20 protein-coding genes are annotated in these 24777 nt (G+C 64.8%); 4 read left to right on the plus strand and 16 right to left on the minus strand.

What is annotated here, in order from left to right; all coding sequences use genetic code 11:
- Positions 1-288 precede the first annotated feature (288 nt).
- A complete protein-coding gene (locus tag H597_RS0112575) occupies positions 289-861 on the plus strand; it encodes a PEP-CTERM sorting domain-containing protein (RefSeq protein WP_051293741.1) in 573 nt (190 codons plus the stop codon).
- A 75-nt stretch (positions 862-936) separates the two neighbouring features.
- Here the strand turns inward: H597_RS0112575 and H597_RS0112580 are convergent, their stop codons facing one another.
- Genes H597_RS0112580 through H597_RS30720 form a run of 16 tightly spaced genes read right to left on the minus strand, consistent with a single transcriptional unit; the run spans position 937 to position 21114 of the window.
- The gene (locus H597_RS0112580; protein WP_028102460.1) at positions 937-1869 is read right to left on the minus strand and encodes a diguanylate cyclase domain-containing protein; all 933 of its coding nucleotides are present in this window, start codon (positions 1867-1869) and stop codon (positions 937-939) included.
- A complete protein-coding gene (locus H597_RS0112585; protein WP_028102461.1) occupies positions 1866-6296 on the minus strand; it encodes a PAS domain-containing protein in 4431 nt (1476 codons plus the stop codon). The genes H597_RS0112580 and H597_RS0112585 overlap by 4 nt, the downstream gene beginning before the upstream one ends.
- A 41-nt stretch (positions 6297-6337) precedes the next feature.
- On the minus strand, positions 6338-7570 hold the full coding sequence (locus H597_RS0112590) for an acyl-CoA dehydrogenase family protein (RefSeq protein ID WP_028102462.1): 1233 nt from the start codon (positions 7568-7570) through the stop codon (positions 6338-6340).
- 10 nt (positions 7571-7580) lie between these two features.
- Positions 7581-8651, minus strand: coding sequence for a phosphotransferase (locus H597_RS0112595; protein WP_028102463.1), 1071 nt, complete (start codon positions 8649-8651; stop codon positions 7581-7583).
- A gap of 24 nt (positions 8652-8675) precedes the next feature.
- Positions 8676-9401, minus strand: a complete 726-nt coding sequence (locus H597_RS0112600) for a histidine phosphatase family protein (protein WP_028102464.1) — start codon at positions 9399-9401, stop codon at positions 8676-8678.
- A 6-nt stretch (positions 9402-9407) separates the two neighbouring features.
- Complete coding sequence (locus tag H597_RS0112605; RefSeq protein ID WP_028102465.1) at positions 9408-9956, minus strand: prepilin-type N-terminal cleavage/methylation domain-containing protein; 549 nt, start codon at positions 9954-9956, stop codon at positions 9408-9410.
- A gap of 12 nt (positions 9957-9968) precedes the next feature.
- Entirely contained in the window at positions 9969-10667 is a 699-nt protein-coding gene (locus H597_RS0112610; protein WP_028102466.1) for a type II secretion system protein, read from the minus strand.
- Positions 10664-11359 carry a type II secretion system protein gene (locus H597_RS0112615; protein WP_028102467.1) on the minus strand — a complete coding sequence of 232 codons (696 nt, stop codon included), beginning with the start codon at positions 11357-11359 and terminating at the stop codon, positions 10664-10666. Before H597_RS0112615 ends, H597_RS0112610 begins: the two co-directional genes overlap by 4 nt.
- Positions 11343-11816 carry a hypothetical protein gene (locus H597_RS0112620; RefSeq protein ID WP_028102468.1) on the minus strand — a complete coding sequence of 158 codons (474 nt, stop codon included), beginning with the start codon at positions 11814-11816 and terminating at the stop codon, positions 11343-11345. Before H597_RS0112620 ends, H597_RS0112615 begins: the two co-directional genes overlap by 17 nt.
- A gap of 8 nt (positions 11817-11824) precedes the next feature.
- A complete protein-coding gene (locus H597_RS30710; RefSeq protein ID WP_051293743.1) occupies positions 11825-12448 on the minus strand; it encodes a hypothetical protein in 624 nt (207 codons plus the stop codon).
- The gene (locus H597_RS0112630) at positions 12445-13989 is read right to left on the minus strand and encodes a hypothetical protein (RefSeq protein ID WP_028102469.1); all 1545 of its coding nucleotides are present in this window, start codon (positions 13987-13989) and stop codon (positions 12445-12447) included. The genes H597_RS30710 and H597_RS0112630 overlap by 4 nt, the downstream gene beginning before the upstream one ends.
- A 4-nt stretch (positions 13990-13993) precedes the next feature.
- On the minus strand, positions 13994-15190 hold the full coding sequence (locus H597_RS0112635; protein ID WP_028102470.1) for a type II secretion system F family protein: 1197 nt from the start codon (positions 15188-15190) through the stop codon (positions 13994-13996).
- Between the two features lies 1 nt (position 15191).
- On the minus strand, positions 15192-16886 hold the full coding sequence (locus tag H597_RS0112640; protein WP_028102471.1) for a GspE/PulE family protein: 1695 nt from the start codon (positions 16884-16886) through the stop codon (positions 15192-15194).
- Positions 16887-16892: 6 nt separating this feature from the next.
- Positions 16893-18425, minus strand: coding sequence for a tetratricopeptide repeat protein (locus H597_RS33260; RefSeq protein WP_051293744.1), 1533 nt, complete (start codon positions 18423-18425; stop codon positions 16893-16895).
- On the minus strand, positions 18422-20233 hold the full coding sequence (gene mshL, locus H597_RS0112650; protein WP_028102472.1) for a pilus (MSHA type) biogenesis protein MshL: 1812 nt from the start codon (positions 20231-20233) through the stop codon (positions 18422-18424). The genes H597_RS33260 and mshL overlap by 4 nt, the downstream gene beginning before the upstream one ends.
- A complete protein-coding gene (locus tag H597_RS30720) occupies positions 20230-21114 on the minus strand; it encodes an ExeA family protein (RefSeq protein WP_083941067.1) in 885 nt (294 codons plus the stop codon). The genes mshL and H597_RS30720 overlap by 4 nt, the downstream gene beginning before the upstream one ends.
- A 180-nt stretch (positions 21115-21294) precedes the next feature.
- On the opposite strand from H597_RS30720, the gene H597_RS0112660 reads away from it, so the two are divergent.
- The 3 genes from H597_RS0112660 to H597_RS0112670 are packed head-to-tail and all read left to right on the plus strand — an operon-like array spanning position 21295 to position 24765.
- Positions 21295-23001, plus strand: a complete 1707-nt coding sequence (locus H597_RS0112660; protein WP_028102473.1) for a GspE/PulE family protein — start codon at positions 21295-21297, stop codon at positions 22999-23001.
- Between the two features lies 1 nt (position 23002).
- Entirely contained in the window at positions 23003-24232 is a 1230-nt protein-coding gene (locus H597_RS0112665; RefSeq protein ID WP_028102474.1) for a type II secretion system F family protein, read from the plus strand.
- Positions 24229-24765 carry a hypothetical protein gene (locus H597_RS0112670; protein WP_154668084.1) on the plus strand — a complete coding sequence of 179 codons (537 nt, stop codon included), beginning with the start codon at positions 24229-24231 and terminating at the stop codon, positions 24763-24765. The genes H597_RS0112665 and H597_RS0112670 overlap by 4 nt, the downstream gene beginning before the upstream one ends.
- Positions 24766-24777: the final 12 nt, after the last annotated feature.

A 24777-nucleotide genomic window follows, 5' to 3' on the forward strand; every position in this document is an offset into this window, starting at 1 on the left:
CAGCAAAATCCAGAGCAAAACAGAGTAAATGGAAGAGCTTAAGTCGTTGATTCCATTGCGCTGTTTTGTTCTGGAATCTTGCGATTTATCAACGCCCCACGATAGGCCATCTGCGGCGTTTTTCTTTTGGCATGGCCGTGCAATTTTCGCGTCCCCAAGCTTGTGCCACCACAACGCTAGCCACCGCTGGCTTAACTAAGCTGTTGAAAGGCGCAGGTTTTTTCGAAGAGGGACTTGATCATGTGTGCATTGGCAAGAAAATTAGCCCTGGCGGCTACGAGCCTGGTGTTGGCCGCAAGCGCTTGGGGCGCGACCACTCCAGGCAACATCTCGGCCGACGACGTCACGCTCGGCGGCTTCGATTCGGACGCTTATGTCTTTGCCGACGGCTGGAATCCGCATGCCGGACCGAATGGCGACACCAGCGGCTTCGGCACGGCGTTCGACAGCTACGGCAGCGGCCCTTGGAGCTTGCTCGACAAATACGATATGAGCGCGGCCTTCAACAATACCGGCGTGCTCAAATTCGGTTTTGCGATGAGCAGCGGTACCGCTGGTACCTGGTCGGTGCACAATAGCGGCGCCGCGAATATGGTGCTGGACCTGGTGTTTGCCATGCATGCCGGCGACGGCGGCGCAGGCTTCCTGTTCGATAACCAGGCCATTAATGGCGGGCAGACTTTGAACGGGACCTGGCGCATCGAATGGTTCACCGGGAATAATAACGCCAATCCGGACTTTTCCAACCTGAGTATGTTTGCCCGCGATATCGCAGCGGTGCCCGAACCGGGGGAATACGCGATGTTGATGGCGGGCTGTGGGGTGCTGGCTTGGCTGGCGCGCAGGCGCAGGGCGCAGTGACCGCTGTCCCCCAGGCACGGCATGGGGAGTGACCGCGTACTGAACACGGTGCGTTGCTGATTGGCCGAAGCGGCGCTATTGCTGAACGCAGCTGGCGACGCAGAAGCGATTGCGGCCGCTTTCCTTGGCCTGGTAGAGGGCATGGTCGGCGCTGCGCACCAGCGCGTCGGCGTCGCAATGGCCGTCGGCTGGCATGACGGTGGCCACGCCAAGGCTGACGGTGACGGTGTCGCTGGCCGAAGACATCCGGTGCGGGATCGCCAGCTCGCGCACGGACGCCAGGATGCGCTGGGCCACCGTTTCCGCGCCTTGCTGGCCGACCTGGGGCAGCAGGATCACGAATTCCTCGCCGCCATAGCGTGCCAGCAGGTCCGGGGTGCGGCCGGCGCAAGGCACCATCGCGTTGGCGACTTGCCGCAGGCAGATGTCGCCCGCCTGGTGGCCGTAGGCGTCGTTGTAGCGCTTGAAATGGTCGATGTCGATCATGATCACAGAGAGCATGGCCTGCGCGCGGGCGCAGCGGCGCCATTCGTTATCTAGCGTGTCGTTGAAGCTGCGGCGGTTGGCGACGCCTGTCAGCGCATCGGTCAGGGTCAGCTCGCGCATGGCGTCGGATTGGCGCTTCAGCGTCAGGTGGGTACGCACCCGTGCGCGGACGACCGCGATATTGAATGGCTTGGTGATGAAGTCGACCGCGCCGGCTTCCAGCGCCCGCGTCTCGTCTTCCGGCGTGGTCAGGGCGGTGACGAAGATGACCGGGATGCCCAGAACATCGGGCGATGCGCGCAGGGCGGCGCACACGTCGTAGCCGTCAAGGCCCGGCATGACGGCGTCCAGGAGGATCAGGTCGGGACGCTGCTCGTGCGCCAGTTCCAGCGCCTTTTCCCCGTTCAGGGCGAACAGCACTTCATGTTCTCCGCCCAGCGCATGGTTCAGGATCTGGATATTTTCCATGGCGTCGTCGACGATCAGCAGGCGTCCGTTGCGCGCCTGGTCGGTCCATGTCATGCGGTTTCCTCCCGTTTCAGGATCTCCTGCACCTTGTGTTCGGCGTTGGAGAAGTCGAGCGTTTCAATGGCATTGGCAAGCGCCGGCAGCAGGTCGGGGCAGCGCTGTTCCAGCAGCGGGCTGATGGCTTTGAAGGCGGCCAGGGCGCGCATATTGCTGTTGTTTAGCAGCATGAGCAAGTCCCCCAGGGCTTGCGACAGGCTGCCGGTGGGGATACTGTTGGCGACCGGCAGCACCGGCACCGGCAGTTCGCGCGCGGCGGTGGTGACCACGGCCAGCGCCTGTTCCAGCGACAGCAACAGGGCGGCGGCGGAACTGTCCTGTCCTTCCGCGAGCGCGGTCTCGGCCTGGGCGCTCAGCCTGGCCACCTCGGTGGCGCCAAGATTGGCGGAGACGCCTTTCAGTCGATGCAGCACGCGCGTGGCGGCATAACGTTTATCTTGGGCCAGGCATTCGCGCACTTCCTGCACGGCGTCGCCTTGGGAATTCTCGAAGCGCTTGAGCAGGCCGGCGAAGGCGGCATAGTTGCCGGCCACGCGGCGCAGCGCCGCCTCCAGGTCGATCCCCGCTACCGACGCGGGGCGGCCGTCGCCGCGGACGTCGCTGTGCACCGCGCGGGGCTGGCCGGTGGCCATTTCGGGATGCAAGGGCGCCAGGCGGGACAAGGTGGCGATCATTTCGTCGACGTCGATCGGCTTGGCGATGTGGGCGTCGACGCCCGCCTCGATGGCGCGCTGGCGGTCTTCCGGCATGACGTTGGCCGTCATGGCGATGATGGGCAGGCTGCGCAGGCCCATGGAGCGGATCGATTCGGTGGCCCGGTAGCCGTCCATCACCGGCATCTGCAGGTCCATCAGCACGGCGTCGAAGCGCTGCGGGTCGTCGCGCAGCAGGTCGAGCGCAATTTCGCCATTGGAGGCCACTTCCACCAGCGCGCCGCAATGGAGCAGGATGTAGCGCGCCATTTCCTGGTTGATCTCGTTGTCTTCGACCAGCAGCACGCGCATGCCGGCCAGGCTGCCCGACAGGCCGGCATGGTTGCTTCGATGCTCCGGCTGGCTGGCGCCGGTGAGCGCGGCCAGCGCCGCATCGCGCAGGCTGGCCGGGGTGAAGGGCTTGGCGAGGACGGCGTCGATTTGCAGGCTGTCGGCAAGCTGGAGCAGGTCTTCGCTGGAACGCTCCGAGGCCATCATCACCACTTTGGGCAAGGGCAGGGCGCCGCTGCGCGCTTCGACCAGCATGGCAATGCCGTCGGTGCCCGGCATGGCGCTGTCGGCCACCAGCAGGTCGAAGCGCTGGCTGCTCAGCGCTTGCAAGCCTTCGGCCGCATTGGCGGCGGCGACGACGGCCCATTGCATCGCTTCGCCGGCGCTGCGCAGCGCCTGGCGCACGCTGGCCCGGTCGTCCACCACCAGGACGGAGAGTGCCTGCAGGCTGGCGGGAACCGCGGGCGCTTCGCTGGCGGCGCAGCGCTGCATGGGGCAGACGAAGCGGAAGGTGGAGCCTTTGCCCAGCCGGCTTTCGACGCTGATCACGCCGCCCATCAGGTCGGACAGGCGGCGCGCAATGGCCAGGCCGAGCCCCGTGCCGCCATAGCGCCGGCTGGTGCTGCTGTCGCCCTGGGAGAAGGCGTCGAACATATGCTGCTGCTGTTCGGCGGGAATGCCGATGCCGGTATCGCGCACCGTGAATTCCAGCGTGAGCCAGTTGGCGCTGCTATGGGTTTCGCGCACGGACAGCAGCACTTCGCCCTGTTCGGTGAACTTGATGGCATTGCTCAGGAGGTTCAGCAGCACCTGCTGCAGGCGCATGGCGTCACCCGAGATTTCAGCGGGCAGCGCCGGCGCCAGGTCGAACACCGGTTCCACGCCCTTGTCCCAGGCGCTGTTGGCCAGGAGGACGGCGGTCCCGGCCAGCAGCTGGTCCAGGCTGAAGGGCGCCTGTTCGAGCTGCAGCTGTCCGGCCTCGATCTTGGAGAAATCCAGCACGTCGTTGACCACGCCGAGCAGGCTTTGCGTCGCCAGCTGGATCTTGCTGACGTAGCTGCGTTCGCGCCGCTCCAGGGGCGCTTCCTCGAGCAGGCGCGCCAGGCCGGTGATGGCGTTCATTGGCGTGCGGATTTCATGGCTCATATTGGCCACGAAGTCGCTCTTGGCCCGGCTGGCCGCCTCGGCGCGGTCGCGGGCCCGCACCAGTTGATCGTTTAGCTCCTGCAATTTCAATTCGCTGCGTTTGAGTTCCGATACATCCGAGCCTAAGGCAAAGAAGCCGCGTACGGCGCCCGAATCGCCGCGGTCGGGAATGAAGTTGAACCAGGCGTAGCGCAGCTCGCCGGACGGCAGTTCCAGCTCGCACAGAAAGTGCTGCGGGCTGCCTTCCAGTACGGCGCCGATCTGCGGGCGGATCTGCTCGAGCAGGCTGGCCGGCAGCACGTCGCCGATCGGCTCGGCCATGGCCTGATCCAGGGTCTTGCCGAACCAGTCGAGGAAGAATTTGTTGGCGAAGCGGCAGCGCAGATCGGTATCCCAGTAGGCCACCACGCCGGGCAGGTTTTCCGTCACCGTGTGCAGGAAGCTGGTGCTGCGCGCCAGGCTGAGCGAAGTCTGCTGCAGTGCTTCGTCGGCGCGCTTGCGGTCGGTGATGTCGAGCGCGATCCCGAGCAGATGGGTCGCCGTGCCGTTCTCGTCGCGCAGGGCGACCTTGCGGGTGGTCAGGTAGCGCGTTTCGCCGCCGGCGCCGCGCAGGGTTTCCTCGGCAATCTCCAGCACCTGTCCGGAAGCGAGCACCTTGCGGTCCGCCTCCTGGAAGGCGGCGGCTTGCTCGGGCGGGAAGAGATCGCGGTCGCTCTTGCCGAGCAGGTCTTCGCGGGGCCGGCCCAGCAGGAGCTCGCCCTGCCGGTTCAGCAGTTCAAAGCGCAGCTGCTGGGCATCCTTGACGAAGACCATGGCCGGCATATTTTCCAGCACGGACTTGAACAGCGCCTTGGACTGGCGCAGCGCCGCTTCAGTGTCCTTTTGCTGGGTGATGTCCATCAGCATGGCTGTGATCCCGACCATGACGCCGTCGGCGCCGAACACGGGATAATATCCGGCGATGAAATGGCTGGTGCGGCCGGGCCGCGAAGCAGGGACGCCGGTCAGCTCTGCAATGGGCACGGCCTGGCCGGTGTCCAGCACGCTACGGTACGCCTGGCTGACCTGGGCCACCAGGTCACGGTCGTTGATCACTTCATCGAAGCGGCGCCCGATATGTTCGTTGACCGGTAAGCCGTTCAGCGCCGCCAGGTAGTCGTTGATCATCAGGATGCGCAAGCGTGTATCGACAAAACTCAGGCCGACTGGCGCCGTGGCGTAGATGGTCTCGAGCAGGGCATTGGAATTTTCCAGCTGTTGCGTGCGCTCTTCCACCACCCGTTCCAGGTCTTGCCGGTGGCGGGTCAGGTCGCGGTCCAGTTGCTGCAAGGTGGCGCCGATCTGCTGCGCTTCCAGGAACTCGGCGCGCGGCAGCTCGACCGGCTTGCCGTCGGCCAGCGCCTGGGCCGGAAAATGCAGCGCTTCGACCGAACGCGCGATGCGGCGGGCGGCAACGGCGGCTGTCGCAAAGCCGGCCAGGATCAGCGCCGCCAGGAGCGCTGCCAGCCCGAGGAAGGCGCCGTCGAAGCCGCCCGCCGCAGCGTTGTCCGGCATGGCGACGGTCACCGTCCATGAGGTGTCGGGGCCGCGCAGGTAGCTGGATTGGAGTGGCAGCCCGCGCAAGGCTTCCGCTGCAGGATGGCCGCTACTGCGCCCATCGTCATTGCTGCGGGCGACCAGCTGGCCGCCGGGCGCCAGCACTGCAATCGCGGCGCCGGAAGGCAGGCGCATTTCCTCCGCCACCTTGTCCAGCGCATCGGCCGGCAGCAGCACGCTGAGGATGGCTGTCGGTTTGCCCGGCCGGGGCACCTGCACATCAACCGCCAAATGTGCCGGCTCCTTCCCGCTGGCGGGCAACAGGCTGGTAAGCGAACGGGCGTTGGGCGGGAATTTGAGGCGCTCCGCGTTGGCGGTGCGGTCGACCGGGAAAGGCCGGCCCGCGATCAGCTGCGGCGCGCCGTTCTCGGTGAGCAGGACATGCGATTGATGGGGTAAGCCAGGCGCCAGGGCCCCGGCCGCATGGCTGCGCATGGCGGCCAGGTCGCCGTTGCGGGCACTGGGGCTATTGGCCAGCGCGATGGCCGCGGCTTCGGCAGCCAGCAGCTGGCGGTCCACGACGGCGGCGGTGGCGCGGGCCAAACGCCCGGATTCCAGCTCGGCGCGGCCCAGGTCGCGCTGCTGGGAAAACACCAGTAATAAAGCAATTGCCAGCAGGGTAGGCGCAGCGCAAGCCACGGCCAGCAGCGCAATCTGCGACCGCAAGGGCGGCAAGGGCTTGCTGGAATCGTCCTGCACGGCACATCCTTTCGGGAAAGTGGCTGCAGGTCGATGATAGCTCAGCTTGTCTTGGACGAAAAGCGCGCAATCTCCAGCTTGGCAATGGCATTGCGGTGGACTTCATCGGGGCCGTCGGCCAGGCGCAGCGTGCGGTTGCCGGCCCATTGGTAGGCCAGCGGGAAATCGTCCGATACCCCGGCCGCGCCGTGCGCCTGGATGGCCCAGTCCAGCACCTGCTGCGCCACATTCGGCGCCAGCACCTTGATCATGGCGATCTCCGATTGCGCCACCTTGTTGCCGACCGTGTCCATCATATAGGCGGCTTTCAGGGTGAGCAGGCGCGCCGTATCGATGCGGATGCGCGCTTCCGCGATGCGTTCGCGCCACACGCCCTGGTCGGAAAGACGCTTGCCGAATGCAATCCTTGTCGTCAGGCGCTGCACCATCAGCTCCAGCGCCCGTTCCGCCACGCCGATCGCGCGCATGCAGTGGTGGATGCGGCCCGGGCCCAGCCGGCCCTGCGCGATTTCGAAACCGCGGCCCTCGCCCAGCAGGAGATTGGAAGCGGGGACGCGTACGTTCTCGAACACCATTTCGCAGTGGCCGTGCGGGGCGTCGTCATAGCCGAACACCGGCAAGGGCCGCAGTACGGTCAGGCCCGGAGTGCCGGCCGGCACCAGTATCATCGATTGCTGGGCATGGCGCGGCGCCGCGAAGTCGGTCTTGCCCATGGCGATATACACCTGGCAGCGCGGGTCGCCCGCGCCGGAAATCCACCATTTGCGGCCGTTGATCACGTAATCGCCGCCATCGCGCTCGATGCGGGTTTCGATATTGGTGGCGTCGGACGAGGCCACGGCCGGTTCGGTCATCGCGAAGGCGGAGCGTATTTCGCCGCGCAGCAGCGGTTCCAGCCAGCGCTGCTTATGCTCCTCGGTGCCGTAGCGCTCCAGCGTTTCCATATTGCCGGTGTCGGGCGCGGAGCAGTTGAACACTTCCGCAGCCCATGGCACGCGACCCATGATTTCGCACAGGGGCGCGTAATCGAGGTTGGTCAGACCTTCCGGCGCACGGCTGGAACGGGGCAGGAACAGGTTCCACAGCCCCTGCTCGCAGGCCAGCGGCTTGAGGCGTTCAATCAATCCGGTGGGGATCCAGCGGTTGCCTTGCTCGCGGCCGTTGCGGTCCACCTCTTCATGGAAGGCCTTTTCGTTCGGGTAGATGTGCTGGTCCATAAAGGCCAGCAGGCGCGCCTGCAGTTCCTTGGTGCGCGCGGAGTAGTCGAAGTCCATTGCGGTTCCCTTATTCGATTGCCTTGCCCTGGGCGTAGGCCCAGCCCATGGCCGCCATCGGGCGCGCCAGCTTGCCCGATTCCAGCGCCTGCGCACTGGAAGCCGTGCCGTCCACATAGCGCTTCATGATGCCCTGCATGATGCTGGCCAGGCGGAACATATTGAAGGCGAGGTAGAAATTGAAGTCTTCCAGGCGGATTGCCTTGCCGGTGCGTTCGGCATAGCGCGCAATATACTCGCGCTGCGACGGGATGCCGAGGGCTTTCAAATCCAGGCCCGCGATGCCGCGGAACTGGCCCGGCGCGATGTGCCAGCTCATGCAGTGATAGCTGAAATCGGCGAACGGGTGGCCCAGGGTGGACAGCTCCCAGTCCAGCACCGCCAGGATGCGCGGCTCGGTGGGGTGGAAGATCATGTTATCGAGGCGGAAATCGCCATGCACGATGGCGGTGGCTTCGCCGGGCGGGATATGGGCCGGCAGCCATGCGATCAGGCTGTCCATCGCTTCGATGGTTTCGGTTTCGGAGGCTTTGTACTGCCTGCTCCAGCGTTCGATCTGGCGCTGGAAGTAATTGCCCGGCTTGCCGTAGTCGCCCAGGCCGATGGCTTCGTAGTCAATGGTGTGCAGTTGCGCGATGACGCGATTCAGCTCGTCGTAGATCGCCGCGCGCTCGGCCGGTGTCATGCCCGGCAAGGACTGGTCCCACAGGACGCGCCCTTCGACGAATTGCATGACATAGAAAGCACGGCCGATCACCGCTTCGTCCATGCACAGGCAATACTGGCGGGCGGCCGGGAAGCCGGCTTTGTGCAGCGCGTCCATGACGCGGAATTCCCGTTCGATGGCGTGGGCCGATGGCAGCAGCTTGGCCGCCGGCGCCGGCTTGGTGCGCAGGACATAGTGCTGGTCGCCGACCGACAGCTTGAAGGTGGGATTGGACTGGCCGCCCTTGAACTGCTCGACCTTCAATTCCCCTTGCGGATAGCCGTCCACATGCTGGCGCAGGTAAGCGTTCAGCGCGGCGGTGTCAAAGCGGTGGCGCTCCGACACCTCCTTGGTGCCCATGAATTCTTCGAACATAAGTCCTCCTTGCGAACGATCGTACTATTTTTGTGGGCGGGAAAGCAAGCGCGATGTTGAATATTCCTTGAGCAGCTGTTCCATCGTGGTGCTGCGTGTGGCGGCCTGCAGGGGCGCGTGCGGCGCGTAGTTTGAGAAGCGTACGATCCAGTCGTGCGGCTGCTGGCCCACGTCGAGCGCATTGATGCAGCCGGCAGCCTGCGACAGATTGCCGAGGAAGAGGCGCTGGCCGCCCGTCAAGGCATAGGACAGGATGGCCCGATTGACCCCGCCGTGCAGGACCAGCAGTACGGTGTCCCAGCTCTCGTCGGCCAGCAGCCTGGCGATGGCGGGATGGATGCGGTCCATCAATTCGCCCACCGATTCGCCGCCCAGGAAGCGGCGCTGCTCGGGCACCACGCCCTCGAAAGCGCCGGTGAAAGCGTCGCGCAGCTTGTCGTCGGGGATGCCGGACAGCTTGCCGCCGCGGATTTCCGCCAACTCCGGCCAGGTTTCGAGCGCGATCCGCTGGCCGGTTTCCGCCAGCACGCCCATGGCAGTTTCCACGGTGCGCGGCAAGCCGGAAACGATGACGCGATCGAACTTGATGCCGTCGGCCGCGAACGCCTGGCCCGCCGCTGACGCCTGGGCGCGGCCCGCTTCGTTCAGGGGAACGGTTTCGGGAAGATGGGGCTTGCCGGCTTCGTCAAAGTAAGTGACGCTGCCGTGCCGCATCAGGAAGACGCGGCGTCGTTCAGGGTTTTCTGTCATGAGCTCTCAAAAAAAGATTGCCAGGCGCGTGATGATGGTTCCGTTATTAGTATAAGGCCCGGTTGCCCGCACGTTGCCGGAATCCGGTTTGCCGTCATCCAGCTTGGCATCGATCTCCTGTGCGAAGGTATCGGGCAGGTTGTCGAAACGGATGCCATTGCCGCCCCGGCCGCCCACCACATCGTTGTAGATGTAGACGGCGCCGCCCTGGGCGCTGGTCATGAAGTCCGTGCTTCCATTGTAGGAGCCGGTGATCAGGCCGGCCAGCGCGAGGTGCTGCGGCGCCAACTGGTATTCGCTGATCTGGCCGTCGCCGTTACCGTTGCCGGCGGCGCCGGGAACGTGGGTGGTGGCGAGGATATCGTCGCCGGGCAGGGCGCGGAAACGGTCCTGGTAGGCGTTGACGGCCGCCTGCAGTGCGGTCGCCTGCTGGATGATGCTCTTGACCTTGGCGTTGTCGATCAAGGCCTGGCCTTTGAGCACACCGCCCAGCAGCAGGCCGATGATCACAAGGACGATGGCGATTTCAACGAGGGTAAAGCCGCGGTGTCGCATGGCATTCTCCTTTCACGGCAAACGTTGGGCGGCAAGCATGCGGTTGAACAGGATGTTGGGGGATAGCCAGAGCACGATGTCATCATAGGCGCCGCCCGCCGCCGCGGGGTTGTCGGCCTGGCCGCGCGCGATGAAGATGCGGCCATCAGCCTGGAAGTTGGCTTTTTCATCGGCATTTCCCTGGCCCATGTCGGCGGCCTGTACCCCGGCATCGCTGAAGGCGCCGTAGCCATTGCGGCCTTGCGACAGCACCACGGCGGGAATGTCGTTCGGTGCGCTGGCCGCCACCAGGGCGCCGGCGGCATCGCGGCTGGCGATGCTGATATCGCGCGGCGTGTTGAGACGGAACGGCGCGCCGCTGTCGCTGAAGGCGGGCGTAACACTGTACAGGTAGAGGTGCTGCCAGGCGTCGAGCTTGGGCAGGCCCAGCGTCGCCCAGGGAAGGAAGCCGAGGCGGCGCTCGTTGCTGCAGCGCGTGCCGGTGCGGTCTTCCAGGCCGTTCGAGGCGGAGACGGCGGGACAAGGCAGGTAGCCATTACGGGCTGCGAAGCCGGCCAGCGCGTCGCGCGCTTCTTCCAGCGCTTTGCTGGTGTCCGCCACGCGGCGCTGCTCCATCTGGGCCGACAGCGGCGCCAGCATGCCGCCCAGCAGCAGGCCTACGATGACCAGCACAATCGCCATTTCGACCAGGGTGAAAGCTTTGTTCTTCATGGCAGTGTTTTGGCGGCCGCCATCCTGTCGTAAAGCGTTTGCAGGGGGATCGTCACCAGCAGGTCGTCGAATGCTCCCCCCGGGGCGTTCGCTTCGCTGCTGCGCGGGCGCTGCATGAAACTGGCGGTGGCCATCAGGTTGCCGGCCTCGTCCTGGCTGTCGGGCGCGTCGTTGCGTCCGCGCGAGAGGATCACGGCGGGAGCGCACTGGGCCGCCAGGGAGCAGGCATCCTGGCCGGCGACATAGAACAGCGCGCCGCCCGCATCGCGCGACAGCACACGCTTGGTGGCGATGGCGGCGGTCCGCGCCAGCGGAGCCGAGGTGAATTCCGGTGTCACGCTATAGCGCAAGGAGTGGCCCCAATTGTCCTGGGCCGGAAGGCCGAGATCGAGCCAGGGGAGGAGGCCGGTGCAATCCGCTTCGCTTGCGCACAACGCCTTTTTCTCCCGGCCATCTTCTCCCGGCGCCTCTGGGAGCGCCGGGAGCGCCGGGCGCGGCAGGCGGCCGTGCGTCGCGGCGAAGCCGATCAGCGCCTCATTCGCCTGCGCCATCAGGGCGTACGTCCGCTCTTCGCGTGCCCGTTCGATACGGCCGCCGCTGAAGGCGGACAGCAGGATGGCAGCGGTTGCCGCGACGGCAATCAGCAGCATCACCAGCAGTGTCGCGCCGCGTTGTCTAGCGATCCGGCTCATGGATTTCTCCCGAAGCGGAATCATAGCGCTGCCCCGGCTTGAGAACGACGGCATGTCCATCGGCCTGCAAGCGGACCGCGCCGCGCAAGACAGCGCTTGGCGGTGCGGCCTGGACTTCGCCATTCAGAATGAGCACGGCGCTGCCGTTGCCTCGCCGGATCAGCCCATCGAGCCGAAGTCCGGCCGCGTCGGGACCGTCCGCCGTGCCTGGCGCTTCCGCCGCGGGCGCGGTCTGTGGCGGGCATCCCGGTGCGGCCGCACCGGGCAGGCATCCGACCACCATGCCGGGGTTGGCGCCTTGCCCGCCGACCGCGGCGGCATTGGCTGCCGCCTGCGATGCCTGGCCGCGTAGCGCGTCGAGCTGGGCCCGTTCGCCCGGCGTGGTGAACAACCTTCCCATGCTGACGAAGTTCTGCGCATTGGCCTGGGCCGCCAGCATCATGAACAGCATTGGCATGGCGACTCTCATAGCGTCCCTCCGAGCGGGGCATGGGCCGGAGCGGGAGTCAAGGTCAGCCAATTCAGCGTGCAATCCGCATTCAAGGTCGGCGCCGGCGCGCCTGGTGCCGGCGCGGCGCCGGCCGAACGCCTGATCACGCAATCCTGCACGGCGAACGTTCCTGCCTGCCGCAGGTCGGCAAGAAAATTCAGTAAGTCCAGTTCATGCAGCAGATCCATATGCAGGGCCATGCGGCTGCCCAGCATGGCGTAGTCGCCGGTTGGCAGCGCGGTCTCAAGCTTGTACGGCTGCTGCACCTCGATCTCGTACGTCAGCGGCAGCAGGCGGCGCTGCTCCTGGATCTGGCGGATAGCCTCCACCCAGTCGAGCCGTCGTTCCGGTCCCACCAGGCCGCGGCGGCGCAATTCGATGAACTGCGGCTGATACAGGCGGATTTCCTCCTTCTCGGTTTCCGCGTGGGCGAGCCGCGAGCGGGCGCCGTCGCGTTCCAGCAGCGCCGCCGCCTCGCCGAGGTGCGCTTGCCGCAGCTGCCACCAGCTGGCAAAGACGGCGGCAAGCGAGATAGCAAGGGTGCCAAGGAATACCAGGGTCGCGTTACGCAACAGGGAATACTCGCGCAGGAGCATCATGGGGCCCACCTGACGTTCAGGGTGAACTTTGCCCGCTCGCCCAAGCCGGGTGCCGCCCCTGCCTTGCCGCTGAGTTTGACGTTCGGCCGCACGTCGAACGGCAATTGCTCGATTTCCACCTGCATGCCCGGCGTCCGGGCCAGCTCCTGTGCGAAGCGGTTCATGCTAAGCAGCACGCTGCGATAGTCGTCCTGCTCCACCAGGACTTCGGCCTGCAGGCGCAACTGCTGCGACGGCGCCTTGGGAATCCCGATCAGCATGGAAGACAGCGGCGCCAGCAGGGTCGCCGAGGCGGCCGCACCCGGCAGGGCGCTGCTGGCTGCCACTGGCACGATGCCGGGCGCATTGGCGCGCCAATCGAGCTGCGTCAGGCGGATCTGGGGAGATCGTTCCAATACTTCGCTGAGCATCGTCATTGCGGCCTGCGGCCAGGGGCCCTGGCGCGCCACCATTTGCGCAATCTGCACCGCCGCCTTCATATTCGCCGTCTTGTCGACGGCCGGAGGCATGCTGGACATGCTATTACGGTAAGCGCCGCCCAATCGCTCGGTTTCCTTGCGCAGCTCCTTCAAATGGCCGTTTGCCAGCATGGAGCCGACGAGATTCGCCGCTGTCCAAATCAGGCAGCAGGCGGCCATGACTGCGCTGGAGGCATACAAGGCCTGGCGCGTACGCCACAGGCTGTAATAGCGCTGTCGCGCGCCAAGCGGATAGTGGCCTGGCGGCGAAGTGCGCGCCGCCAGGCCGAGGAACAGGTCGTCCGGCTTATCCGCTGCGGCCAGGCGCTGCCGTGCCGCCGCCTCTTCCAGCGGAATGACCCGCCAATCGAGCAGCGGGGCGATGCTGGCCGCGGGTGGCGCGGCGATGCGTGCCAGTGGCAGCAAGGCCAGCACCCGCAACATGGCGTCGCGCTGGAGCATATGCGCGCCGGCCAGGAATTGCCGCGTCCTTTCCGCCTCCTGCTCTGCGCCCGCCGCCGATTGCGCCAGCCGTGAAAAGCGCACCTTGCCTCGTTGGAAGTAGGTCTGGCGTATTCCGGTGTCGTGCTGCGTGACCAGCAGCAGGTGCGGCTCTTCCAGCGCATCCTCAGGCAACAGGGCAGCGCTTAGCAGGGCGGGAGAGTAAAGAGCGGCCAGCGGCACGCGCTGGTTTTCGAGCGTATCGAGCCAGGGCCGCAGGATGTCCGGATTGGTCAGGGCCGAGAACAGCACAATATCATCGCGCCGGCCTTGATCTTCGCGGCCCTGGATGTGCGAGCTCCGGAACGGTGTGTCGCGATAGGACTGGGCCAGCCGCCGTTCGCGCATTGCCATGCCCGCGCGGCCGGCAACGTGGGGCAGCAGGAGGCGCTGGAAGTCCTCTTCCACCAGGTCGGCGAGCATCAAGGCCGGGGTGTCCTGGCGCTCCTGGAGCCAGGCGGCGAAATGCGCCGGGCCACCTGCGGCAAGCTCGAAGCACGGTCCGGCTGCCAGCCTGCCGCGCTCCCACAGGCGGCAGTAAAGACGTTCCGCTGTCAGGTGAAGCAGGATTTTTCGCGTCATGAGGTCAGATCCTGATTGAGCTGATGGTGTCGTAAATCGGCCCGAGCACCGAGAGCATGATCCAGCCCAGGAGGAGGCCAAGCACCACCGTCATCGCCGGTTCGATCATCGCCTGCATGCGCTCGATCCGCTCCCGCACTTCCCGGTTGTAGAAGTAGGCGACATTGCGCAGGGTTGCGTCGAGAGCTCCGGTCGATTCGCCCACGCGCAGCATGCGCACCACCAGGGGAGGGAACAGGCCGGCTTGCCTGAATGCAGCCGCCACGCCATGGCCCTCCGCAATCAGTTCCCTGGCGCGCCGCATGGCGGCTGCCACCACCCGGTTATTGGCAATGCCTTCCGACAGCCGGATGCACTCCAGGACGGGGATGCCGGCGGCATACATCAGGGCGAAATAGGTCGCGAAACGGGCCATGACCAGCTTGTGCAGCACCGGCACGATGCGCAGCAGCAGGCGATCGAAGGCGAAAGCGGTGCGTTCGCTGCGCCGCAATTGCCAGAGCGTGCCCTGCCAAAGCAGTACGGGCATCGCCAGCAGGAGGTACCAGTAGTGGATGAAGAAGTCGGAAAGGGCAATCAGCGCGCGCGTATGGAAAGGCAGCTCCTGTCCCATATTCTTGATGAAGGCGGTCAGCTGGGGCACCAGGTAGATCATCAGGAAAAACATCACGCCAACGACGACCAGCAACACGAAGGCCGGATAGGTGACCGCCTTGCGCGCCTGCGCCGCGAGTTCGTCCTGCCATTTGAGGTTTTCGGCAAGGTCGCGGAATATCTCGTTCACCTTGCCGCTTTGCTCCCCGGCGCGCACCAGGCTGGTGAAGCCCGGGTCGAAGATCTCCGGGTAAGCCGCCAGGGCGCTCGACAGCTGCAGGCCGCCTTCGATTTTCTCCACCAGGTCGGTGATGATTTCGCGCAGCCGCAAGTGGTCGGTGCTGTCGCGCAGGTCGCGCAAGCCGTCGAGAAGCGGGACGCCGGCGCTGCTCATTTGCTCGAGATGGAAGCACAGGTTGATCAGGTCGCGCCGCTTGACTGCGCGGCTGCCGAATAGCGGTTTGCGCTGGCGGGTTTCGCGGTAATCGATTAGGTCGAGCGCCATGCGCTGCAGGCGCAGCTCCAGATCGGGCGCGTTATGCGCGTCCATATTGCCCGGAATGATACTGCCGTCGGCATCCATGGCGCGATAGATAAATTGTGGCATATCAGTTCAACCTGTCGGTGAGGTCGACCACGCGCGATACTTCGTCCAGCGTGGTCAGTCCCTCCAGCACCCGCCGCATGCCGTCGTCGACCAGCGTACGGAAGCCGGCGGCACGGGCCGCATTGCGCAGTTCGCGGGCCGGCGCCCGGCGCGCGACCATTTCGTCGAATTCGGCATTCATGCGCAGCAGCTCCATGATGGCCATGCGGCCCTTGTAGCCCTGGTGGAGGCAGCGGTCGCAGGCACCGGCGCGGTAGATGGTGGGGGCTGGATCCTGGTCGCCCAGGCCGAGCAGGCGCCGCTCCAGTTCGTCCGCCAGGGCGGGCTGGCGGCAATGCGGGCAAACCTTGCGCACCAGGCGCTGGGCCACAATGCCGATGATGTTCCCAGCCAGGACGTCGGCCACCACGCCCAGATCGAGCAGGCGTGGAATGGCGCCGGCGGCAGAATTGGTGTGGAGCGTGGAATACACCTGGTGGCCGGTCATCGCCGCCGCCAAGGCCATGTCGGCGGTTTCCTTGTCGCGGATCTCGCCCACCAGGATCACGTCCGGATCCTGCCGCATCATGGAGCGGATGCCATCGGCGAAATCGAGTTTGGCCGATTCGTTGACGGACGTCTGGCGGATCTGGTGCATCGGGTATTCCACCGGATCTTCCATCGTCATGATGTTGATGGTTTCGGTGTTGATGTGGTTCAGGATGGAATACAGGGTGGTGGTCTTGCCGCTGCCTGTGGGCCCGGTGACCAGTATCAGCCCGTCGGGGCGGGCGATCATCAGCTTCAAGACGTCAAGCTCATGTTCGGCCAGCCCGAGCTGATCGAGCGGAACGATGCCTTTCAGCCGGTCCAGCACGCGCAGCACGACGTTTTCGCCGTGCGTGGTGGGCTGGGTGCTGGCGCGGAAATCGATCTGGCGCCCGGAGAACTGGATCGAGATGCGCCCATCCTGCGGCGCGCGCGTCTCGGCGATATTCATCTGGCTGATGACCTTCAGCCGCACCACCATGGCCGGCCAATAGGAGCGGTGCAGACTTCTTATTTGGCGCAGGATGCCGTCGATGCGGTAGCGGATGCGCAGGAAGCCTTGCTCCGGTTCGAAATGGATGTCGGACGCGCCGTTTTGCACCGCATCGGCCAGCAATGCATCGATCAGGCGCACCATGGGCTGGCTGTATTCGTCCGAAGCGGCGTCCAGCGCCACCTCGCCCGTTTCAATTTCATGCAGGATGCCGTCAATCGACAGCTCGAACCCGTAGTAATGGTCGATGGCGTGGGCGATATCGGAATCGTTGACCAGCAGCGGCAGCAAGGTGATGCCTTTGACCAGCATGGCGCTGATCTGGTCCAGCGCGACGATGTTCGTGGTGTCGGACATCGCCAGCACCAATTCGTCGGTCGCGCGCTCGTACACGATGGGGAAGACGCGATAGCGCTTGGCGACGTCCTTGGGAATCAGTTTGAGCGCAAGCGCATCGACCACCAGGCTTTTCAAGTCGGCCGAGCGTGTGTTGAGTTTTTCGCTCAGCGCCTCCCGCATGGTTGCCTCGGTGACGAAGCCGAGGGCAATCAGCAATCTGCCCAAAGGCTCGTTGCTGCGCTTTTGCTCGGTCAGCGCGATCCTGAGCTGGTCCTGGCTAATGACGCCTTTCTGGATCAGCAGTTTGCCGAGCAGGATTTTCTGGGTGTCGGCCATGATGCGTTACCGGGGCGGCGCTTCGAGGACTTGCAGTCGCCTGTGGACGGCATCGATGCTGAAGGCCGGCGGGGTGGATTGCGCCAGCTCCAGCGCACGCCGGTAATAGGTTCGTGCCAGGCGCGGCTGGTTCATGTGGTCCAGCCCGACCCCGAGATTGAAGGCGTAATCCGCGTTGTCCGGCATGGCATTGACGGCGCGAAAATAGCTTTGCTGGGCTTCCGGCCAGCGTCCCTGGCGCGCAAACAGGTTACCCAGGGCGAATTGCACGGGACCCGATTCGGGATGCTGCCGCGCCAGGCCACGCAGCCTGGTTTCGCTGGTCTGCAGGTCGCCGGGATGGAGTTCCGACAGCCCGGCCAGGGCATCCGGATCGTTGGGATCGAGCTCCAGCAAGCGCAAGTAGTTGCCGGACGCTTGCCTGCCATCGTGTTCGCGCAGCGCCACAGCGGCGGAACCGAGCAAGGCATCGCGGCTGTTCGGGTCTTCCAACAGGGCCCGGTCGTATTGCTGGCGAGCGGTTGCCAGGTCGCCCGACTTGAGCGCGGCATAGCCGTTCTGCACCGACGGAGCAATTTGTGCGGCTGCTCCGCCATGCACGAAGCGTACGTCGCCGCTTTCGCCGACAGCCGTTCGCAGCGGGCCAGTATCGTTCGAATGCATGCCCCCGGCGTTTGCAGCCGCGGCGCGGGTCGTGGGTTTGACAGGCTCAGCACCGGGCGGTCGGTGAATTTCTACAGGCGGAGCAGCTTCGCCCTGGACGCGGCTGGCCGGCGTGGATGCCGGCCCCGTCTCAGCGCGCAGGTTACGCGCCGCGCGTTCCGCGGCATCGCGCATGGCTTCGGCGCGGATCGCCGGGTCGGCAATGGCCGCCAGTTGTTCCGGCGAGGGAATTGTGACCTCCGCGCTGGGGCGCGTTGCCGGGGCGGGGGCCGCTGCCGCTGGTGCGGCGACCGCAACAGGGGCCGCAACGGGCGGCGCTTCGGCCACTCCCTGGAGGTCCGGCGGCGGGGCAGACGGCGTCACCGGGATGGCGGCCGCTTGCTGGGCAGTGGCCGGTGCCATTGCGGGGGCTCCCGCTGCTGGCATCGGTACCATGGGCAGCCGCGCGCCCGGCCCCGGCCCCGACACCGCGCGCCAATAGATAATCGCGAAGACCGCCAGCAGGACGACCAGCGCCCCGGCCAAAATTGGCAGCCTGCGTTGCGCTGTAACGTCAGGGCGGGCTTCAGGCTTGCGCGCGGCCGTCTCCTGCGGGCGCGCAGGCGCGGGTGTCTGTTGCGACGGGGACGGACGCAGCGGCTCATGGCGCGCCTGCGGCGGGACCGGATCGTGCACAGCCTCCTGTGCGGCGACCACGGGCGGATCGGCGTCCAGTGGTTCGAGCCGCCAGGCATTCGGCTCGTCCCCAAACGCGGGGCCGCCTTCCACCGGCGGCGATGGCAGGGATTCGGCGCCGACCTCGGCCGACTCCCGTTCCTCGTCCCGTCCGTGCCGGGCGCGTTCGGCCTTGCGCAGTGCCTGCATGAGCAAGCTCATAGTCCCTCCGCAGGCCGTGCAGGCAAAAGATTGCGGTAGTCGCGGTAATCTCCCGCCAGGCTGGCGTCTTTGACCACCACCGGGCGCAGGAAGATCACCAGCTCCGTCTTGCTGGCCGCTTCATTCCGGTAGGAGAACAGGTTGCCGACCACCGGCATTGAGCCCAGGAGCGGGATACTGTCCTTCTTGTTGTCGACCGAATCCTGCATCAAGCCGCCCATGACCGCCACCTGGCCGCTTTGGACCTTGAGGATGGATTCCAGCTCGCGGGCCTGGATCACGGGCACCCGGCTGATCACGTTCTGCTTACGCAATTCCGGATTCGGGTCTTGGACGTAATCGACAATCCGCGTAATGGTTGGCCGCACATTCAGCGTCACCTCGTCGTCGGCGGAAATCTGCGGCGTCACGCTCATGACGAAACCCACGGGCACCGTTTCGACCTTGGACTCGTAGGTCGCCGGCGTGGCGATGGTGCCGGTCGAGGTCAGTACCGCAGGCGTGACCTTGAGGGTGAAGAAGATGCTGTTATCCACGACCTTGAGCAAGGCGGTCTGGTTATTCAACACGCTGATTTTCGGGCTGCTCAAAACCTTCACCTTGCCGAACGATTCCAGCAGCTGGATGGTGGCGCTGATATTGCCGAAGCGGGTAGTGGGATTGGCGTAATCGAAAATGAAGAAGCCCGCGGAGCTGTTCGGCACCACGCCCGACGACAGCGGTGTCGTCCCCACCTGGCCTTGCCCCAGCTTGCCGTTGCCATTGATGCGCGACCAGTTGATGCCTTGCTGGTACTGGTCGCTCAGCTTGACTTCGATGATGGTGGCCTCGATCAGGACCTGCCGCTTGGCGGTCGACAGGATGATGTCGAGGAACTCCTGCACCTTCTCGTGCTGCCGGCTGGTGGCCCGCACCGACAGCAGGCCTCCTTCGGGATTGGCGATGACGGAGGCGGCGTTGCGCGCCTGGCCCGTTGCGCCGGGGCTGAATGCGGAAGCGGCGTTGCCTGCAGCCGGTGCGCGCGCCTGCGCCGCTGCGGCCTGTGCGCCCGGATAGCTCGATTCGGCCGGCGCGGCGGCTGTCTGCGCCTGCTGCAGCATGGCGCTGGCCTGTTCCCGCATCTGCGCCAGCGGGTCCGTGAGCGGATCGTTCAGGGTGGTGGGCCGCAGCATGTCGCGCACATTCTTCTCAAGGCTATACCAGAAGTTATTGTCGGAACGGTTGGCGACCGAAGTGGTCGAATTGTTGTTGCCGCCACTGACCAGCGAGGCGCTGGCAACCGGCATCGGATTCGACGGCGTGCCGCCGCCGGCCGCCGAGCCGCCCGTGGTCGAAATTTGGGTCGCAATACTCACGCTGCTGTTGGTGCTGCGCGCCATATTGACGTAATCGATCTTGTAGTGGTTCCAGTAAGGCAGGTCCGGCAGCACCACCAGGTTTTTCCCTTGCAGCTCGTAGCGCATGTCGACCTGTTTGCCTATTCTTGCAAGCAACTGCGGCAAGGTCTGGTCCAGCGCGTTCAGGGTCACGATGCCATCAATGGCGGGATGGACATCCACGTTCAAGCCGGCATCGCGCGCCAGCGCGAACAGAACGGACTGTACCGGTACGCGATGCACGGACACGCTGTAGGTTTCTTCGCGCGCGGCAGGGCGCGGCGGAGCGAGGGCGGTACTTTGCTGCACCGGTTCCGGAATGGCGCCGGGAACCGGTTCGGCTTCAGCCACATGGGCAGTCGACTGCGGAAGCCTCGGCGCAGCACAGGCCGCAAGCAGGACGCATAACAGGGAAGCCGCAAGGTTCTTCATGCCGATCGCCGCCTGAAGCAAGTTGCCAGGAATTTATCGAAAACGATCATACTGCGATTGCCACGCACCGCCGCGCACGAATAGCGGCTGTCTTCAATCGCCTGGCGCACGTGATACGAATTTACGAAAGGCAAATCCTCGGCGAAGGCCGCCATCAGCGATTTGTCGGCCAGCACGTTGATGCGCCGGACAATGCCCTGCGAGCCGCGCGCAATCAGCTTGACGGCGCCGCGACTGAACAGTTCCGGTCCCTGGTAGCCGGCGGCGCGCAGCCGGTGCGAAAGAAAGTAGGGAATCTGCTCGCGGGGCATGGGCGGCACCTTGAAGCTGTGCGTGATGCGCTCGCGTAGCTGGCGCATGCGCGGCAGGGAAAGATGCTCATCAAGCTCGGGCTGGCCGAACAGTACGATCTGCAGCAGCTTGCTGCGCTCGGTTTCCAGGTTGGTCAGCAGGCGCAAGGCTTCGAGCGTGTCGAGCGGCATTGCCTGGGCTTCTTCAACCAGCAGGACGACGCGCTGCTTTGCCGCGTGGCGGGCGATCAGGTCGGCATGCAAGGCGCGCAGGACTTCGTCGGCGCGGCGTCCGCCGGTATCGAGCCCGAGTTCGGCTGCAATGGCGTGCAGGACTTCGTGCGGGCCCAGCGTCGGGTTGACGAGGTAGAGCACCTCCACGCCGCGCGGCAGGCGCGACTCCAGCATGCGGCACAGCATGGTCTTGCCGCTGCCAACCTCGCCGGTCACCTTGACGATGCCTTCGCCCTGGGTGACAGCGTAGAGCAGGGCGGAGAGAATCTCGCCGCGCGTATTCCCGCTATAGAAGAACGCGGGGTTCGGCGTGATGCCGAAGGGGGCCTCTTGCAGGCCAAAATGTTGCTGGTACATGGCGGCGTGCAGGCATGATGTCGGGTGGATGGGACCACGCCATTGGATCACGTATCGCGGGAATTCGTCGCCCGTCAGCCACGCCCCGGGATCGTGGTGAATCTGGCAACGGGTTTTGCTATGCGTGCACGATTCGTTCGCATACAATTCCTACCACCAAGTGAAATCGGGGACGCGGATATGACGAGGCCGGAAAAGGTTCGTTTAGGTGAAATCCTGGTGCAGCAAAAGCTGCTGTCGGAAGAGCAGCTGGGCATGGCGCTGGCGGAGCAGAAACGCAGCGGCCGCAAGCTGGGGCGGGTCTTCGTCGAGCACGGGTTCGTCACTGAAGAGCAGATTTCGGGCGCCCTGGCGCGCCAGCTCAACATCCCCTATATCAACCTCAAGTTCTATCAGATCAATACCGACCTGGTGCGCCTGTTGCCCGAGACCCAGGCCCGCCGCTTCCGCGCCCTGGTATTGGAGGACCGCAAGGGTTCCATGCTGATCGGCCTGTCCGACCCGACCGACCTGTTTGCGTATGACGAAATCACCCGCCTGCTGAAGCAGAAGATCGAGCTGGCCGTGGTCAACGAGACCGAGGTGCTGGCTGCCATCGACCGCATCTACCGCCGCACGGAAGACATCTCGGGCCTGGCGCGCGAGCTGGAACAGGAGATGGGCGAGGCTTCGGTGGACTTCGGCGCGCTGGCCGCCGCCAGCCCGGGGCTGGAAGAGGCGCCGGTGGTCAAGCTGCTGCAATCGCTGTTCGATGATGCGGCCCAGGTGCGCGCTTCGGACATCCATATCGAACCGCAGGAAGCCCGGCTGCAAATCCGCTTCCGCATCGACGGCATGCTGCACCTGCAGACGGAAGCCGACATCAAGATCGCCCAGGCGCTTGCCTTGCGGCTGAAGCTGATGTCCGACCTCGATATTTCGGAAAAACGCTTGCCGCAGGATGGCCGTTTCGCCGTGCGCGTGAAAAACGCCCGGATCGACGTCCGTATTTCCACCATGCCGACCCAGTACGGCGAATCGATCGTCATGCGCTTGCTGAACCAGAGCGGAATGACCTTGCGCCTTGACGCGATCGGCATGCCCAAGCTGCTGCTGGACAAATTCCGCGCCGTTGTCGCGCGCCCGAACGGCCTGGTGCTGGTGACCGGCCCGACCGGGAGCGGCAAGACCACCACCCTGTATTGCGCGCTGGCCGAATTGAATTCGATGGAAAAGAAACTGATCACCGTCGAAGACCCGGTCGAATACCGCCTGCCTGGCATCAACCAGGTGCAGGTCAACGAAAAGATCGAACTCGATTTCGCCCGCGTGCTGCGTTCCGCCTTGCGCCAGGACCCGGACATCGTGCTGGTGGGCGAGATGCGCGACCAGGAAACCGCCCAGATCGGCCTGCGCGCCGCCATGACGGGCCACCTGGTGCTCTCGACCCTGCACACCAACGACGCCGCCAGCACGCCTTTGCGCCTGATGGACATGGGCGTGCCGCGTTATATGGTGGGCAGCTCGCTGCAGGCCGTGCTGGCGCAGCGCCTGGTGCGCGTGATCTGCGAATCCTGTACTACCCCGTACACCCCGACGCCGAACGAGCATGAGTGGCTTGGCCTTGAGCTGAAGGACAAGGTCGACATGGGCCGCTATTTCCACGGCAAGGGCTGCTCGCATTGCAACGGCCTGGGCTATCGCGGGCGAACCGGCGTATACGAATTGCTGGAGATGACGCAGGCGGTGGTGGATGCCGCCAACGACGTCGACCCGGCCGTGTTCCTGAAAGCGGCAGCGCAGCAGATGGAGGGGCAGACCTTGCGCCGCCATGCGGTGCAGCTGGTGATCCAGGGCCGGACCACCGTGGCGGAAGCCATGCGCATCAGCAGCCAGCTGGAGGATTGACGTGCCGCTGTTCGCCTACAAAGGCCGCAATGCGCGCGGCGAATTGATGCAAGGGGTGCTGGAGGCGACCGACAGTGGCGCGGTGGCGGACCAGCTGTTCAGCACCGGTGTGACGCCCATCGAAATCAACGTCACCAAGGCCGTCGCCAAACAGGGCGAAGACAGCCTGTGGGAACGCCTGACCGAGAAAAAGGTCACGTCCATGGACGTGCAGCTGTTCAGCCGCCAGATGTACACCCTGCTCAAATCGGGCGTGCCGATCATGCGCGGACTCGCGGGCTTGCAGGAGTCGGCGATCAGCAAATCGTTCGGGCGCGTGATCAAGGACCTGCGCGAGTCGCTCGATTCGGGCCGCGAGCTCTCGGCTTCGATGCGCCGCCATCCGGATGTATTCTCGGCCTTCTACCTGTCGATGATACGGGTCGGCGAAATGACCGGCCGCCTGGAAGAGGTTTTCCTGCGCCTGTTCGATCATATGGAGCTCGATCGCGACATGCGCGACCGCGTCAAAACGGCGCTGCGCTATCCGATGTTCGTGATTATCGCGATGGTGATTGCGATGATCGTGGTGAACGTCTTTGTGATTCCGGCGTTTGCCAAGGTGTTCGCCAGTTTCAATGCCCAGTTGCCCTTGATGACGCGCATCCTGCTCGGGACTTCGAATTTTGTGCAGACTTATTGGGCGCCGCTGCAGGGCGTTACCGTTGCGGCTTTCTTCGGCTTCCGCAGCTGGATCAAAACCGTCGATGGGCGTTACGAGTGGGACCGCCTCAAGCTGCGCATCCCGATTGCCGGCAAGATCATCCACAAAGCGACGATGGCGCGTTTTGCGCGCAGTTTCGCGCTGTCGGCGCGTAGCGGCGTGCCGATTGTGCAGGCGCTGACGGTGGTCTCGCAGACGGTCGATAACGCCTACCTGAGCTCGCGCATCGAACAGATGCGCGATGGGGTGGAGCGGGGCGAATCCATCCTTCGCACCGCGGTGACGGCGGCGGTGTTCACGCCGGTGGTGCTGCAGATGATCGCGGTGGGCGAGGAATCCGGTTCGCTGGACGACCTCATGGAAGAAATCGCCCAGATGTATGAGCGGGAAGTGGACTATGAATTGAAAACGCTCGCCTCGCAGATCGAGCCGATCCTGATTACCTTCCTCGGCGCGATGGTGCTGGTGCTGGCACTTGGCATCTTCCTGCCGATCTGGGACCTGGGCAAGACAGCGCTGCGGCGATGAACCACCCAAACCGCAAGTCATCTAATGTAGCTTTGCCGCAACAGCGATGGCAGCGTGGCTCGGGGTACTTCGAGTTCGCGGTGGCGGCGATCATTGTTGCTATCCTGGCAGGGGTATTGCTGCAAAAATTGCAGTTTTACCAGGAAGAGGCGGAGCGCCTTGCAGTACAGCAGGTAGTTACAAGTTTGCGTGCGGCCCTTGCGAGCCGAGCCGCTTCGTTATATTTAAGAGGCAAGGACGCGGAAATTGCGTTGCTGCTGAAGCAGAACCCGATGGACTGGCTCGAACGGCGTCCGCCAAACTATGCGGGCGAGTTCAGCGCCCCGAAACCGGGCGAAATGGCGGAGGGCCAATGGTATTTCGACCGGTCGGCTGAAACCTTGTCATATACGTTAAATACGCGCGAATTTTTTGGAGGAGGCATCGCGAGACGCTTGAATTTCAAGGTAAAATTTGTTCGAACCCCTCAAATTCTCACGAATTCCCACGAGGGGCCAGGGCCGGGCGGTGTGGCCTTGGAACAAATCGATTAATAAAAACCGCGA

It is taken from the genome of Pseudoduganella violaceinigra DSM 15887, from assembly GCF_000425385.1.
Classification (GTDB): domain Bacteria; phylum Pseudomonadota; class Gammaproteobacteria; order Burkholderiales; family Burkholderiaceae_D; genus Rugamonas; species Rugamonas violaceinigra.